The sequence below is a fragment of the Mycobacterium sp. NGS62 genome (assembly GCF_059812285.1).
Window position 1 is genome coordinate 847,566 of sequence record NZ_JCALCK010000002.1, and the last position, 13,991, is coordinate 861,556.

Below are 13,991 nucleotides of genomic sequence, written 5' to 3' on the forward strand. Positions count from 1 at the left end.
CCCCGCGCGAGCGAGACACCACGGCTGCCGCCAGGCATGATGTGCTCATGGCCGACATCGTGCGGGGCCGATTAGGACGCGTCGCAAAGCTGGCCGGACTTCCAGCAGGAGTGGCCGGGCGGGCCGCGCTGGGCGTGGGCAAGCGGATGACCGGCAAGTCCAAGGAAGAAGTCAACGCGGAGCTGCTGGAAAGGGCCGCCGACGAGCTGTTCCAGGTGCTGGGGGAGCTCAAAGGCGGCGCCATGAAGGTCGGTCAGGCGCTGTCGGTAATGGAGGCCGCAATACCTCCGCAGTTCGCCGATCCGTTCCGGGAGGCCTTGGTCAAGCTGCAAACCGAAGCACCGCCGCTGCCGGCAGCAAAGGTGCACCGGGTGCTCGACGCCCAGCTCGGCACCAAGTGGCGCCAACGCTTCGAATCCTTCGACGACACCCCGGTCGCGTCGGCGAGTATCGGACAGGTTCACAAAGGCACCTGGAAAGACGGGCGCACAGTCGCCGTCAAGGTCCAGTACCCCGGCGCCGACGACGCGCTACGCGCGGATCTCAAGTTGATCCAACGGTTCTCCTGGCTCGCCAAGCAGATCGTGCCGCGAGCGGACGTGGACCGCCTCGTTTCCGAGGTCAGCGAACGTATCGAAGCAGAACTGGACTACCGGCAGGAAGCCGACTATCAGCGTGCCTTCGCGAAAGCTTTTGCGAACGACCAGAAGTTCTTCGTACCGGCAGTGGTCGCGAGTGCGCCCAAGGTCATCATCTCGGAGTGGGCGGAGGGTCGACGTCTTTCCACAATCATCGCCGAGGGCACCCAAGATGAACGAGACGCGGTGTGCACCTTGCTGCTTGAGTTCACGGTGAGCTCACCCGCCCGGGTCGGGCTGGTGCACGCCGACCCTCATCCGGGCAACTTCATGATGCTGGCGGACGGGCGGCTGGGAGTCATCGATTTCGGCGCCGTCGCCGAGCATCCCGGCGGGGTTCCCGCCGAATTCGGCGAGCTGCTGTGCTGGGCGCGAGACGAACAGTGGGATGAAGCAATCTTCTTGATGAAGAAGCTCGGGTTCATGCCCCAGCACTACGACCTGAGCGCCGAGCAGCTGGTGGAGTACCTCGGACCGCTGTGGGCTTACATCGATCCGTTGCGCTCCGGGGAGTTTCACTTCACCCGCGACTGGTTCCAGAAGTCGGCCCTGATCACCGCCGACCCGCTCGCGGACGGATTTGCTGACCGGTTCAAGGTGGCCCGGCAACTGACGATCCCGCCCGGCTACGTCATGTTGCTCCGCACGCTGGGCGGTCTGCTCGGAGTAGCCGTGCAACTTGACGCGCAGGTTGCCTACGCGACGCTGATCGAACGATGGATACCGGGATTCTTCCCGCCCGGGGAGGGGCAGCGCCCGCGGGCGACGGACGACCCGCGCCTGCCGCCCACGTAGACTCGTCTGGCGAACTTTGCCAGCAACAGAAGAGGTAGCACGCCGATGAGCGGCCACTCCAAATGGGCCACCACCAAGCACAAGAAGGCCGTCATCGACGCCCGTCGCGGCAAAAACTTCGCCCGGCTGATCAAAAATGTCGAGGTTGCGGCCCGCGTCGGCGGTGGTGACCCGGCGGGTAACCCGACCCTCTACGACGCCATCCAGAAGGCCAAGAAGAACTCGGTGCCCAACGACAACATCGAGCGCGCCCGCAAACGCGGCGCCGGTGAAGAGGCCGGCGGCGCCGATTACCAAACCATCACCTACGAGGGCTACGGCCCCAATGGGGTGGCTGTGCTCATCGAATGTCTGACCGACAACCGCAACCGCGCCGCCAGCGAGGTGCGGGTGGCGATGACCCGCAACGGCGGCAACATGGCCGACCCCGGCTCGGTGGCCTACCTGTTTGCCCGCAAGGGCGTGGTGACCTTGGAGAAGAACGGGCTGACCGAAGACGACGTGTTGACCGCGGTGCTGGAAGCGGGCGCCGAAGACGTCACCGACCTTGGCGATAGCTTCGAAATCCTCAGCGAGCCAGGTGATCTGGTGGCGGTCCGTACCGCGTTGCAGGACGCCGGCATCGACTACGACTCCGCGGAGGCGGGCTTTCAGCCGTCGGTCACCGTTCCGCTGGACGCCGAGGGTGCCCGCAAAGTCATGAAACTCGTCGATGCGCTCGAAGACAGCGACGACGTGCAAGACGTCTACACCAACGCCGACATCCCCGACGAGATCCTGGCTCAGATCGAGGAGTGACAGCCCGCGAGTCGAGCCTGCGACCGCGTGTCCTACCGGCTCTTGTCGGCGCTGCCCGTTAGGGTATCGAACAACCGTTCGGCATCGAGGGAGCTTGACGTGCGCGTGATGGGCGTCGACCCGGGACTGACCCGCTGCGGCCTGTCGGTCATCGAAGGCGGCCGCGGGCGGCAGGTGACCGCGCTGGACGTCGACGTGGTGCGCACCCCGGCCGACGTGCCGCTGCCGCGGCGGCTGTTGACGATCAGCGACGCCGTCGAGCACTGGCTGGACACTCATTGTCCCGACGTGATCGCGATCGAGCGGGTGTTCTCCCAGCAGAACGTGTCGACGGTGATGGGCACCGCGCAGGCCGGCGGCGTGATTGCGCTGGCCGCGGCCAAGCGCGGCATCGACGTGCACTTCCACACCCCCAGCGAGGTCAAGGCCGCGGTCACCGGCAATGGCGGCGCCGGAAAGGCCCAGGTCACCGCAATGGTGACGAGAATCCTCGGGTTGCAGGCCAAACCGACGCCGGCGGACGCCGCCGACGCGTTGGCGCTGGCAATCTGCCACTGCTGGCGCGCGCCGATGATCGCCAGGATGGCCGCCGCCGAAGCCAAGGCGGCCGAGCAGCGCCGGAAGTTCAACGCGAAAGTGAAGGCCGCGACATGATCGCCTCGGTACGCGGAGAGGTGCTCGACATCGCGCTCGACCATGTCGTGATCGAAGCGTGCGGTGTCGGGTACAAGCTGATGGCCGCCCCGTCGACGTTGGCGACGCTGCGTCGCGGCAGCGAGGCCCGGCTGATCACCGCGATGATCGTGCGGGAAGACTCGATGACCCTGTACGGGTTTCCCGATGCCGACGCTCGCGACCTCTTCCTGACACTGCTGGGTGTCTCCGGTGTCGGCCCCAAAATCGCATTGGCTACATTTGCGGTGTATGACGCGGCGGCGCTGCGCCAAGCGCTGGCCGACGGTGACATCACCGCGCTGACCCGGGTACCCGGCATCGGCAAGCGCGGCGCCGAGCGCATGGTGCTCGAACTCCGCGACAAGATCGGTCCGGTCGGACCGACGCCGAGCGCGTCAGTCAACGGCCACAGCGTCCGCGGCCCTGTGGTGGAAGCCCTTGTCGGGCTTGGCTTTGCGGCCAAACATGCCGAAGAGGCCACCGACACCGTGTTGGCCGGCGACGACGCTGCCACCACGTCCAGTGCGCTGCGCGCGGCCCTGTCGCTGCTGGGCAAGTCCACATGAGCGAGCCCGACGAGCGTGAGGTCTCACCGGCGCTGACCGTCGGCGAGGGCGACATCGACGCCAACCTGCGGCCGCGTTCGCTGCGCGAGTTCATCGGCCAGGCGCGGGTGCGCGAACAACTGCAACTGGTCATCGAAGGCGCCAAAAACCGTGGCGGCACACCGGATCACATTCTGCTGTCGGGGCCGCCCGGGCTGGGCAAGACGTCGCTGGCGATGATCATCGCCGCCGAATTGGGGTCGTCGTTGCGGGTGACATCCGGACCGGCGCTGGAACGCGCCGGTGACCTGGCCGCGATGTTGTCCAACCTCGTCGAGCACGACGTGCTGTTCATCGACGAGATCCATCGCATCGCCCGGCCCGCCGAGGAGATGCTGTATCTGGCGATGGAGGACTTTCGGGTCGACGTGATCGTCGGCAAAGGGCCTGGGGCGACGTCGATTCCACTGGAGGTGGCACCGTTCACGCTGGTCGGTGCGACCACCCGGTCCGGTGCACTGACCGGGCCGCTGCGCGACCGGTTCGGGTTCACCGCGCACATGGACTTCTACGAGCCCGCCGAGTTGGAGCGGGTGCTGGCCCGGTCGGCCGGGATCCTGGGTGTCGAACTGGGCGCCGAAGCCGGCGCGGAGATTGCGCGCCGCTCGCGCGGCACGCCGCGGATCGCCAACCGGCTGCTGCGACGGGTGCGTGACTACGCCGAGGTCCGTGCCGACGGTGTCATCACCCGCGATGTCGCCAAGTCGGCGTTGGCGGTGTACGACGTCGACGAGCTCGGCCTGGATCGGCTGGACCGGGGCGTGCTGTCGGCATTGACCCGCAGCTTCGGCGGCGGCCCGGTCGGCGTGTCGACGCTGGCGGTAGCGGTCGGGGAGGAGGCCACCACCGTCGAGGAGGTGTGCGAGCCGTTTCTGGTGCGAGCCGGAATGATCGCCCGCACTTCGCGCGGTCGGGTGGCCACGGCCCAGGCCTGGACGCATCTGGGCATGGTGCCGCCGGTCGGAGCCGGTGGCCTGGGTCAACCGGGACTTTTCGACTAGTTACGTCGAGTTACGTCCGCACCCGATCCGGGTACCCAGCACGCAGCCGACACCGTCGGTATCAACTGTGTGAGGAGATTGTCATGAATGACTCGCGGACGGCCCCGGGCAGCCTGCACATGCCTCGCAGCCGCGGCGCGGTCAGCGGATTGCTCCTGATCGCCCTGGGTGCGTGGGGTGCGTTGGCCCCGTTCATCGGGCCGTATTTCCACTGGGCCTATACGCCAGACCAGGAATGGACCTGGACCGCGGCCCGCGGCTGGCTTGAAGTGTTCCCCGGCGTCACCACCCTGGTCGGTGGCCTGCTGGTGCTGGGTTCGGGAAACCGCGCCACCGCGATGTTCGGCGGCTGGCTGGCGGCCTTTGCCGGGGCCTGGTTCGTGGTCGGGGGCGCCTTCGCCTCGACGCTGCGGATCGGCAGCGTCGGCCACCCGGTGGCCTCCACCGACGCCAAGCGGGCATTGCTCGAAGTCACCTACTTCTCCGGGCTGGGCGCGCTGATCGTGTTCTTGGCCGGCGCTGTGCTGGCTCGGGTCGCGGTCCGGATGGCGCGAGATGTCGAGGCGGTGCCCGCAGCCGCGGCTCCTGCCGCCGACGTGCCTGCGGCGGACTACCCGCCCGCTCCGGAGTACGAGCCGGCGCCCGCAGTGTCACCGGATGCGGTCACCCAGGCGCGGGCCGATCAGTTCCCCGCGCAAGACGCGGAGCCCGCGCGGTCCAAGAGCAGCTTCTTCCGTCGGCGCAAGCACGTCGACGCGTCGCGCTGAATAAAGACCAAGTCCCCCATTTCGAGCGGAAATGGGGGACTTGGCGTGTCTTTGTCAGAGTAGGCCGAGCAGTTGCAGGTCGGTGATGTACTTGACGATCACCGGCGCGCTGACATGCGGAATGTCTTTGTCCGGGCCAATTTTCGCGTCCTGCACCGCGGCGCGGAAGCGATCGGTCGGCGCAATCGAGCCTTGGATCGGCGTCTCTGGCTTCTGGTAATTGTGCAGCAGCGGCAATAGCGAGTACTGGCGCTGTTTTTCCGGCAGCGCCCGCAGTGTCATCTCGAACCGCTGCAACCACTCGCCGTAGTCGGCGATCCGCTGGATCTTGTACCCGGCGTCGATCAGCCAGTCGACGTATTCGTCCATCCCGACGCCGTCGTCGTAGGGATTCATCACGTGGTAGGTCTGCAAGCCCTCCACATTCTGAGCGCCCAACGTCGAGATGGCCTCGGCGATGAACTCGACCGGCAAGCCGTCGTAGTGTGCGCGCTGCCGGTTGCCGTCCGCGTCGAGCTGGTAGAACGAGCCGGGCGCGATGCCGGTCGCCACCAGGCTCAGCATCGTCCGGGTGAACATGTCCGGCAGATTGAGCTGGCCCGCATACGTGGTGTCGGCCAGGATCATGTCGCAGCGGAACACCGCGACCGGCAGGCCGCACAGCTCGTGCGCCTCGGCCAGCAGCACTTCGCCGGCCCACTTGCTGTTGCCGTAGCCGTTGGCGTAGCTGTCGCTGATCCGGCGGGTCGGGCTCATCACCCGGACATCGGCATCCTCGGTGAAGCTGCCCGGAGCGATCTGGTCGCCCACGCCGATCGTGGACACGTAGCTGTATGGCTTCTTCTTGGTGGTCAGCGCGATCCGGATCAGCTCGGCAGTTCCCAGCGCGTTGGGGCCGAACAACTCGCTGTAGGGCAGTACGTGGTTGACCAGCGCCGCCGGGTCGACGATCAGGTCGACCGTGTCGGCCAGGCGCTGCCAGGTCGCGTCGTCGAGGCCGAGGTTGGCCTCGCCCTTGTCGCCGGCGATGACCTCCAAGTGATCGGCGGCCAGCTTCTGGTAGTGCGCCAGCAGTGCCGGGTCGCCGCTGTCGAAGGTCTTGTCCAGCCGGGCCCGCGCATCGGCATCAGACTTGGCCCGCACCAGACAGATCAGCTTGCCGTCGACCAGGTCCATCCGTTCCAGCCACTCCAGGGCCAAGTAGCGGCCCAGGAAGCCGGTCGCGCCGGTCAGCAGCACCGTCCGCACCTCTGAGCTCGGTCCAGGCAGCGAGGGTGCGGCCGCCAGCGTGGCGGCGTCGAGGAACTTGTCCAGCGTCAGATCACCGGCGTGCACCTCGACCGCGTCGCGGCCATGCACGGAGCCGAACGTGGGTCGCTTGGAGCCCTGCCGTTCGCCCTCGATGTAGTCGGCGATGGACTGCAGATCCGAGGCCGGGCTGACGATCACACCGACCGGCACGTCCACATCGAAGATCTCCCGCAGCAGGTTGCCGAATGTCAACGCCGACAACGAGTCTCCACCCAAGTCGGTGAAGTGCGCATCGGGTTGCAGGTCGGACGTCGACGCACCCAGCAGTGCGGCCGCGGCCCGGCTGATGGTCTCCAGCACCGGCGCGCCGGCACCGCTGCGACGAAGCTCGCTGAGCTCATTGGCCTGCCCTTCGGCCAGCTCGTCGTAGAGCTGTTCCAGCCGTTCGCCGTAGTGCTGCTTCAGTTTCGGCCACGCCAGCTTGCGTATGCCCGTGAGCAGACCGTTTTCCAGTGTGAAAGGCGTTGTCTCGATGAGGAAGTCGCGCGGGACCTCGTAGGACTGCAGGCCGGCCTCTTTGGCCACGTTCTGCAGCGACTCGGCGATTGCCGACTTTGACGCGTTCACGTCCGTCGGCACCACGACCGCCAGCAAGTAAGGATGCGCGCTGTTGCCGTAGACGTAGATCTGCCGCACCAGCGGGCTGTTGCCGAACACCGCCTCCAGCTTCGCGACCGTGACGAACTCGCCCTGGGCGAGTTTGAGCACGTTATTGCGGCGGTCGACATAGACCAGCCGGTCGGGGCCGACCTCGGCCACCACGTCGCCGGTGCGGTAGTAGCCCTCGGCGTCGAACACCTCCGCGGTGACCTCGGGTCGCTTGTAGTAGCCGGGGAACAAGTTCTCCGTCTTCAGCAGCAACTCGCCCCGTGGATGGGGCTGATCGGTGTGGAAGTAGCCCAGATCCGGGACGTCGACCAGTTTGTAGTCGATGACCGGCGGGCGTTGCACTTCACCGTCGAACAGCACCATGCCCGCCTCGGTGGAGCCGTAGCCGTCGAGCAGATGCATCTCGAGGACGGACTCGACCCAGACCTTCAACTCAGGAGACGTGGGCGCCGAGCCCGTCATCGCGAAGATGAACCGCCCGCCGAGGCGGTCCTGCCGCTGCTCGGCGATGACCTCGGTTTCGGCGACCGCACGGTCTGACCCCTCAGCAGTCCGGCGGTCCACTTCGCTCTGGAACTCTTGGAAAAGCATTTCCCAGATTCGCGGCACGAAGTTCAGCTCGGTCGGCCGCACCAGCGCAAGGTCGTCCAGCAGCGTGGACAGGTCGCTCTTGGCGCCGAAGTAGGCGGTGCCGCCGTTGCCCAGGGTGCCGTAGAGGATGCCGCGGCCCATCACGTGACTCATCGGCATGAAGTTGAGGGTGATCGACGCGGCGCTGGGCCCGAACCAGTTCCGGGACGACCGTTGCCACATCTTGGCGACGTTGCGCTGCGGGTACATCGCGCCTTTGGGTGCGCCGGTGCTACCGGAGGTGTAGATCAACAGCGCCAGCGCGTTCTCGTCATCGGCGACGAATGCAGGCAATACCGGCAGCGCCTTTCCGCGGTTCAGCACCTCGTCCAGCGTTTCCACGACAACTGGGCTGTCGGCCAACTGCGCGCAGGCCGCTTGCACGGCGTCCCGGTGGTCGTCGACCTGCCGGTGGTAGTCGAACACCACCAGCCGGGCGGGCCGGTGCCCGGTCTGGATCAGTTCGACGGCGTCGGGCAGATGGTCGACGCTTGCCGCGATCACGGACGGCTCGGTCTCGACGACGATGGGCCGCAGCTGCGTGATCGCCGCGCTGGTCTGCATCGGCACCGACACCGCGCCCAGGCGCGCCAGCGCCACATCGATCGTGGTGTAGTCGACGCTGGTGAAGCCGAGCACGCACACCCGATCGCCGGGGGACACGGCGTCAGCGGCCCATGCACTGGCCAGCGCATCCACGCGCCGGCCCAAGTCGCGGTAACTGATCGTGTCGAAGCGGGGCAGCAGTTGGGCCGACGTGCGGCCGCTCTGGTCGCGGACGAATTCGACCGCGCGCTGGCCGAGTGCAGGCCGGTCCGCATAGCCGTCGAGGATGGCCTGAATCACCTGTGGCAGCTGGAGTCCGGGCTCTTGCGCCGCTGCGGCGACGGCCGGGTCAGGGCGGGCGGCGGCGAACTGCGGGTCGTTGGCGATCAAATCGGCGATGCGGCGCTCGACGAACTCTTCATTGATATCGGTGGGCATTGGGGTCCTCTCGCAAGGATTAGGACGTTTCAGGTTTACGGCGCACCGTTGCGTCAACGGTTTACTACGTTAGCAAAGCTAAAGTTATTCCGGTTAGCAAGGTGACCAAGCTAACGGCGCCCGTCCGGCCCGCATGCGCGCCCGCACTGCAGCTCGGATTGCCGGCCCCCTGCTGACCCCGGGCGCATGGGGACCCCTGAGTCCCAGGCGTCACACCAGTCACCGCGGGGATCGACGTGCCGTTGTGCCCGCCTCGTAGCGACAACGCGGCGTATGCCCAGGCGGCGGGGCGACGATGGAGTCACTCGGACCACTCCTAGCGCTGTTTGCCACACCTGTCACGGCCTGGCCCGTCGTTCCGGGGTGCCCGCCTATGCGCGACAGCCTATGCGCGACAGCGAACGGATTGTCGGATGTCCATGCGACGGTCGGGCGATGAATGAGTCGCTGCTACTGCGGGGGACCGAACTCCGCTACGTACTGACAATGCAGTTGTTTCGCCATGGGCCGGCCACCGTAGGCGAGCTGGCCGAGGCGCTCGCGCACCACGGTTTTGGCGTGGGCGGGCGGATGTCGAAATCCATCTCAGACGCGTTGCGCTGGGAAATGGGCCACGGCCGGGTGCGCCGGCTGAGGCGCGGCCGATATGGACCCGGCTGGATGCCGCGCGGTACCGAGCACCGAATCCGCACGCGTGAGCTGGCACTGCGCGACCGAGCCAAGTGTCGCTCCTAGCCGGGCACCTTCCCACCAGCGACAACGCCGCCACGCGCGTGACTGGCGCGGCGGAAGTGTCTCAAGTGAACAATTTTTGGTCCTGGCGCCACACCAAAGCGTCAGTTGTCGCTGCGAGGCGGGCACATCGTCGCATCCCAAAGTCCCTGCGACAGCTGGGATTACGACAGCTGGGATTACAGTGACGTCACATCTCGGCGAGAAGCCCTGCCAGCACATCGAGGCCTTCGGTGAGCAACTCGTCGCTGATCGCCAGCGGCGGCAGGAACCGCACCACATTGCCGAAGGTGCCGCAGGTCAACAGGATGACGCCGGCGGCGCGCGCGGCAGTCGCCAGTTTGTTCGTCAGCTCGGCGTCGGGTTCGGTGCCGCCGGATTTCACCAGCTCGACGGCGATCATCGCGCCGCGTCCGCGCACATCGCCGATCCGGTCGTCGTCGGCCTGCAGCCGGAACAACCGCTCGGTCATCAGTCGCCCGATGTGCTGTGCGCGCTCGATGAGCTCGTCGCTCTCGATGGTCGCGATGGTGGCCAGCGCCGCCGCGCATGCGAGCGGATTGCCCCCGAACGTGCCGCCCAGGCCACCGACGTGGGAGGCGTCCATCAGCTCAGCGCGGCCGGTGACCGCCGACAGCGGCAGCCCGTCGGCGATGCCCTTGGCGGTGCAGATCAGGTCGGGCTCGATGCCTTCGTGCTCGCACGCGAACATCGCACCGGTGCGGGCGAATCCGGTCTGCACCTCGTCAGCGATGAAGACGACGTCGTTCTGGCGGCACCACTCCAGCAAGGTCGGCAGGAACCCCTCGGCCGGCACGATGAAGCCGCCTTCGCCCTGGATCGGCTCGATGACGAGGGCCGCCAAGTTGTCCGCGCCGATCTGCCTGCCGATGACGCGGATCGCTCGTGCGGCCGCCCGTTCGCCGTCCGTGGCCAGCTCTTTGTCGAGCAGCCGGTCGCGATACGGATAGGACAGCGGCGCTCGATAGATCTCCGGCGCGAACGGCCCGAAGCCGCTCTTGTACGGCATCGACTGTGCGGTCAGGGCCATGGCCAAGTTGGTGCGACCGTGGAAGGCATGGTCGAAGGCGACCACCGCGGATTTGCGGGTGAAGGCGCGGGCCACCTTGACCGCGTTCTCCACCGCCTCGGCGCCCGAGTTGAACAGCACGGAGCGCTTCTCGCCGGAGCCCGGGGTGAGGCGATTGAGCTGCTCGGCGACGGCGATGTATTGCTCGTAGGGGGTCACCATGAAGCAGGTGTGGGTGAAGTCGGCGACCTGCCCGCGCACCGCATCGACGACCCGGGGCGAGGCGTTGCCGACCGTGGTGACCGCGATGCCGGAGCTCAAGTCGATGAGCCGATTGCCGTCGACGTCTTCGACGATGCCGCCGCCGGCGCGCACGGCATAGACCGGCATCGTGCTGCGGACACCGCGGGCGACCGCAGCGGACCGGCGCTTGGCCAATTCCAGCGATGCGGGGCCCGGGATTTCGGTGACGAGGTGGCGACTCTGTTCGAGAGTGGGCATGTATCCGAGCCTAGTTGCGGTCACACCCGAAACGCCGCCGGGCGAGCGCTCGAAACCGCAATCACTATGGGAACTGCCTGAGAAGATGCCGATATGGCCTCCGCGGAAGGCTCACGCATCGGCACCATGTTCGGGCCCTACGAGCTGCAGTCGTTGCTGGGCCGCGGCGGCATGGGGGAGGTGTACCGGGCGTACGACACCGGCAAAGACCGGACGGTCGCGCTCAAGCTGCTGCGCCCAGAACTGGCCGCAGACACCACTTTTCAGCAGCGGTTCCGCCGCGAATCACGACTCGTGGCGCGGCTGCAAGAACCGCACGTCATCCCGGTGCACAACTTCGGCGAGATCGACGGCGTTCTCTACATCGAGATGCGGCTGGTAGAAGGAAGCAATCTCAAGGCCCTGCTGCGCCAGGGCGGGGGGCTGGACCCGGGGCGGGCGGTGTCGATCATCGCGCAGGTGGCGGCGGCGCTCGATGCTGCGCACGCCGACGGGCTGTTGCACCGCGACGTGAAGCCGCAGAACGTGCTGTTGACGCGCACCGACTTTGCCTACCTCGTCGACTTCGGTATTGCCCGTTCGACCTCGGATACCAGCGGGACCAACGCCGCTACGCTGAGCGGAACCTACCTCTACATGGCCCCGGAGCGGTTCAGCGGCGGACCGGTGGGGCCGCACGCCGACATCTACTCGCTGACCTGCGTGCTCTACGAATGTCTCACCGGCCAACCGCCGTTCCCGCAGGGCGAACTGGACCAGCTGTTGGGCGCCCACTTGTTGACTCCGCCGCCGCGGCCCAGCCAGATCCGGCCGGATCTCGGGCCGGCCTTCGACGAGGTGATCGCCCGGGGGATGGCCAAACAGTCGGAGGAGCGATTCCCGTCTGCCGGCGAGCTTGCCCAGGCCGCCAACACGGCGTGGGTCTGGTCGGCCGGGGTCCCGCCGCCCGCCGCGAAGCAGCCCGATCCGACGCCGACCGATCCCGGCCCGTCGATACACCAGGCCATGCCGTCCCGGCGCCGGTGGCCGGTGCTGGCCGCGGCAGCGGCTGCGGCTGCGGTGCTGATCGCCGGCGCGCTGTGGTGGGGTTTCGGGGCGGGTCGTCCTGCCGACGTCGAGGTGCCGCCAGCGAGCACGCCCTCGCCGTCGCCGCCGCGGCCGCCATCGTCGTCGTCGCAGGTCACCCAACCCGTGCTCAGCTTGCCGGGCGCCGATGCGCAGGGTTTCATCGACTATCCCGGGGCCCGTTGTGACCCGGGAAACCGGCCTGCGGTGCTGGCCCGCACCGACGAGTCGGTGCTGGTGATCTGCCAAGCCGGTCCCAGCCGCTACTACTACCGGGGCGTTCGGCTTAGCGACGGCGCCGCAATCGAACTCGCCAACGCGGTCCGCTCATCCGGCGGATTCGACGTCGTCAACCCGGTCGACGGAACCCGATACGAGGTGCGTAGCGACGGCTTGACCATCATGCTGTCCGACGGTCGGCACTTCATGGAGCCGATGCGCGACTACGCCTCCGATTGACCTGCTCGCGCCGTTGTCGCGGGTCAGGGTTGGCCGAGTGGCTTGCACACGTTGTCGGCCGGGTTCCAATACTGGCCGTCGGGGCAATTCAGGGGTTGCGGGCCTTCGCCCAGCGGGCGGCAGACGTTGCCGGTCGGCTCCCAGTACTGGCCTTCGGGGCAGTTCAGCGGTTCCGCCGAGCCCAGGGCTGGTGTTTCGACCACCACGACCGCCATCGTTGCTGTCGCCAGCATGGCTGCGGCCGCCAACCGGCCGACGAGGTTATTCATGACAGACCTCCAGAAAAGCGTGTTAACCGTGCGATGAGCTTATGTATTGACGGCCGCGTCATGCGCCAAACGCCGGGCCGTCGATCGTGTCGACGGTGGCGAACGAGGAGACCGGCGCGCGGCGCAGTTTGCGTGGCTGGCGAACCGGGTGCCCGAGCGCGATCACGGCGGCCAGCGCCAGCGGGCCCGGAGCCGCGAGCAGAGCTTTGACCTGGGGTTCCTCCCGGATCGCGATCGTCGTAATGACCCCGCCCAGGCCTTCTTCGCGGGCGGCCAGCAGGATGCTCCAGGCGAACGGGTAGATCGAGGCACCGCCGGCGAAGGTGTACCGGTCGGCGTCGCGGTCCACCGCCGCCAGCAACGACAGGTCGGCGAACAGCGCAAGCAGGACCGGGGCCTGGTCGAAGCGGTCGGCGAACCCTCCTGGCGGGTCGGGCTGTCCGGCGGCCAGGGCGCTGGCTTCGGCGTCGCGGTCGTTGGTCGGTGACCAGGGCCGCAGCCCCGCGGCGCTGAGCGCCAGGTAGTCGCGGGAACCGCGCTGGTACAGATCCCGCAGTCGGCGCCGCCGCTCGGGGTCTTTGAGCACCACGATCCGCCACGCCTGCGCGTTGGCGCCGCTGGGCGCGAACCGGGCGTTTTCGAGCACCCGCGCCACGGCGGCGTCGTCGACGGGCTGATCGGTGAAGTCGCGAACTGCGCCGGTAGTGCGCAACGCCGAGAGGAGTTCCATCCAATGGCACACTAGCGGTCATGGACCTTCTCGTCTTCTTGCCGCTGCTGATCATACTGGCGGCGTTCATGTTCTTCGCATCGCGGCGTCAAAAGCGGGTGATGCAGGCGACTATCGACCTGCACGAGTCACTGAGCGTCGGCGACCGGGTGCACACCACGTCGGGGCTGCAGGGCACGATCACCGACCTCAACGACGACACCGTGGACCTGGAGATCGCGCCGGGCGTGGTGACCACCTGGATCAAGATGGCGATCCGCGACCGTATCGACCCGGAGATCACCGAGGGCGACGACGGCGCCGTCGAGCTCACCGCCGACCCAGAGCGACTGCCCAAGGACTAAGTCCGGCCGACCGGCACGTACCCTTTGCGGGAGCAGTCGAACTGATCG

The 13,991-nt window shown here is 67.4% G+C and carries 13 protein-coding genes; 9 read left to right on the top strand and 4 right to left on the bottom strand.

The annotated features are described in order from the left end of the window. The first annotated feature begins 47 nt into the window (after positions 1-47). The 6 genes from AC5Y49_RS09010 (at position 48) to AC5Y49_RS09035 (ending at position 5,279) form a co-directional block, all read left to right on the top strand. A complete protein-coding gene (locus tag AC5Y49_RS09010; protein ID WP_499886084.1) occupies positions 48-1,433 on the top strand; it encodes an ABC1 kinase family protein in 1,386 nt (461 codons plus the stop codon). A gap of 45 nt (positions 1,434-1,478) precedes the next feature. Next, positions 1,479-2,231, top strand: coding sequence for a YebC/PmpR family DNA-binding transcriptional regulator (locus tag AC5Y49_RS09015; protein WP_499886086.1), 753 nt, complete (start codon positions 1,479-1,481; stop codon positions 2,229-2,231). Between the two features lie 99 nt (positions 2,232-2,330). Next, positions 2,331-2,885, top strand: a complete 555-nt coding sequence (ruvC, locus tag AC5Y49_RS09020; RefSeq protein ID WP_499886088.1) for a crossover junction endodeoxyribonuclease RuvC — start codon at positions 2,331-2,333, stop codon at positions 2,883-2,885. Further along, a complete protein-coding gene (ruvA, locus tag AC5Y49_RS09025) occupies positions 2,882-3,472 on the top strand; it encodes a Holliday junction branch migration protein RuvA (protein WP_499886091.1) in 591 nt (196 codons plus the stop codon). The genes ruvC and ruvA overlap by 4 nt, the downstream gene beginning before the upstream one ends. Further along, complete coding sequence (ruvB, locus tag AC5Y49_RS09030; RefSeq protein WP_499886094.1) at positions 3,469-4,512, top strand: Holliday junction branch migration DNA helicase RuvB; 1,044 nt, start codon at positions 3,469-3,471, stop codon at positions 4,510-4,512. Before ruvA ends, ruvB begins: the two co-directional genes overlap by 4 nt. Positions 4,513-4,595: 83 nt before the next feature. Further along, on the top strand, positions 4,596-5,279 hold the full coding sequence (locus AC5Y49_RS09035) for a hypothetical protein (protein ID WP_499886097.1): 684 nt from the start codon (positions 4,596-4,598) through the stop codon (positions 5,277-5,279). Between the two features lie 54 nt (positions 5,280-5,333). Here AC5Y49_RS09035 and car read toward each other — a convergent pair whose 3' ends face one another. Continuing rightward, entirely contained in the window at positions 5,334-8,813 is a 3,480-nt protein-coding gene (car, locus tag AC5Y49_RS09040; RefSeq protein WP_499886099.1) for a carboxylic acid reductase, read from the bottom strand. A 435-nt stretch (positions 8,814-9,248) separates the two neighbouring features. On the opposite strand from car, the gene AC5Y49_RS09045 reads away from it, so the two are divergent. Next, positions 9,249-9,548, top strand: coding sequence for a hypothetical protein (locus tag AC5Y49_RS09045; protein ID WP_499886101.1), 300 nt, complete (start codon positions 9,249-9,251; stop codon positions 9,546-9,548). Positions 9,549-9,735: 187 nt separating this feature from the next. Here the strand turns inward: AC5Y49_RS09045 and gabT are convergent, their stop codons facing one another. Next, positions 9,736-11,076: a 4-aminobutyrate--2-oxoglutarate transaminase gene (gene gabT, locus AC5Y49_RS09050; protein WP_499886103.1), complete on the bottom strand. Its 1,341-nt coding sequence runs from the start codon at positions 11,074-11,076 to the stop codon at positions 9,736-9,738. A 93-nt stretch (positions 11,077-11,169) separates the two neighbouring features. Here gabT and AC5Y49_RS09055 point away from each other — a divergent pair, with 93 nt between their 5' ends. Further along, positions 11,170-12,600, top strand: a complete 1,431-nt coding sequence (locus AC5Y49_RS09055) for a serine/threonine-protein kinase (RefSeq protein WP_499886105.1) — start codon at positions 11,170-11,172, stop codon at positions 12,598-12,600. Between the two features lie 23 nt (positions 12,601-12,623). Here AC5Y49_RS09055 and AC5Y49_RS09060 read toward each other — a convergent pair whose 3' ends face one another. Next, on the bottom strand, positions 12,624-12,869 hold the full coding sequence (locus AC5Y49_RS09060) for a hypothetical protein (RefSeq protein WP_499886107.1): 246 nt from the start codon (positions 12,867-12,869) through the stop codon (positions 12,624-12,626). Positions 12,870-12,927: 58 nt separating this feature from the next. Then, positions 12,928-13,599 (bottom strand): nitroreductase family protein, encoded by a 672-nt coding sequence (locus tag AC5Y49_RS09065; protein WP_499886110.1) that lies wholly within the window; start codon positions 13,597-13,599, stop codon positions 12,928-12,930. 20 nt (positions 13,600-13,619) lie between these two features. On the opposite strand from AC5Y49_RS09065, the gene yajC reads away from it, so the two are divergent. Next, the gene (yajC, locus tag AC5Y49_RS09070; RefSeq protein WP_499886112.1) at positions 13,620-13,943 is read left to right on the top strand and encodes a preprotein translocase subunit YajC; all 324 of its coding nucleotides are present in this window, start codon (positions 13,620-13,622) and stop codon (positions 13,941-13,943) included. Positions 13,944-13,991: the final 48 nt, after the last annotated feature.

What these genes read in the sequence shown, in the direction of transcription:
- yajC (WP_499886112.1), top strand. Translation starts at nt 13,620, where the DNA reads ATGGACCTTCTCGTCTTCTTGCCGCTGCTGATCATACTGGCGGCGTTC.
- gabT (WP_499886103.1), bottom strand. Translation starts at nt 11,076, where the DNA reads ATGCCCACTCTCGAACAGAGTCGCCACCTCGTCACCGAAATCCCGGGC.
- ruvA (WP_499886091.1), top strand. Translation starts at nt 2,882, where the DNA reads ATGATCGCCTCGGTACGCGGAGAGGTGCTCGACATCGCGCTCGACCAT.
- AC5Y49_RS09035 (WP_499886097.1), top strand. Translation starts at nt 4,596, where the DNA reads ATGAATGACTCGCGGACGGCCCCGGGCAGCCTGCACATGCCTCGCAGC.
- AC5Y49_RS09065 (WP_499886110.1), bottom strand. Translation starts at nt 13,599, where the DNA reads ATGGAACTCCTCTCGGCGTTGCGCACTACCGGCGCAGTTCGCGACTTC.
- AC5Y49_RS09010 (WP_499886084.1), top strand. Translation starts at nt 48, where the DNA reads ATGGCCGACATCGTGCGGGGCCGATTAGGACGCGTCGCAAAGCTGGCC.
- AC5Y49_RS09055 (WP_499886105.1), top strand. Translation starts at nt 11,170, where the DNA reads ATGGCCTCCGCGGAAGGCTCACGCATCGGCACCATGTTCGGGCCCTAC.
- ruvB (WP_499886094.1), top strand. Translation starts at nt 3,469, where the DNA reads ATGAGCGAGCCCGACGAGCGTGAGGTCTCACCGGCGCTGACCGTCGGC.
- AC5Y49_RS09060 (WP_499886107.1), bottom strand. Translation starts at nt 12,869, where the DNA reads ATGAATAACCTCGTCGGCCGGTTGGCGGCCGCAGCCATGCTGGCGACA.
- AC5Y49_RS09015 (WP_499886086.1), top strand. Translation starts at nt 1,479, where the DNA reads ATGAGCGGCCACTCCAAATGGGCCACCACCAAGCACAAGAAGGCCGTC.
- AC5Y49_RS09045 (WP_499886101.1), top strand. Translation starts at nt 9,249, where the DNA reads ATGAATGAGTCGCTGCTACTGCGGGGGACCGAACTCCGCTACGTACTG.
- car (WP_499886099.1), bottom strand. Translation starts at nt 8,813, where the DNA reads ATGCCCACCGATATCAATGAAGAGTTCGTCGAGCGCCGCATCGCCGAT.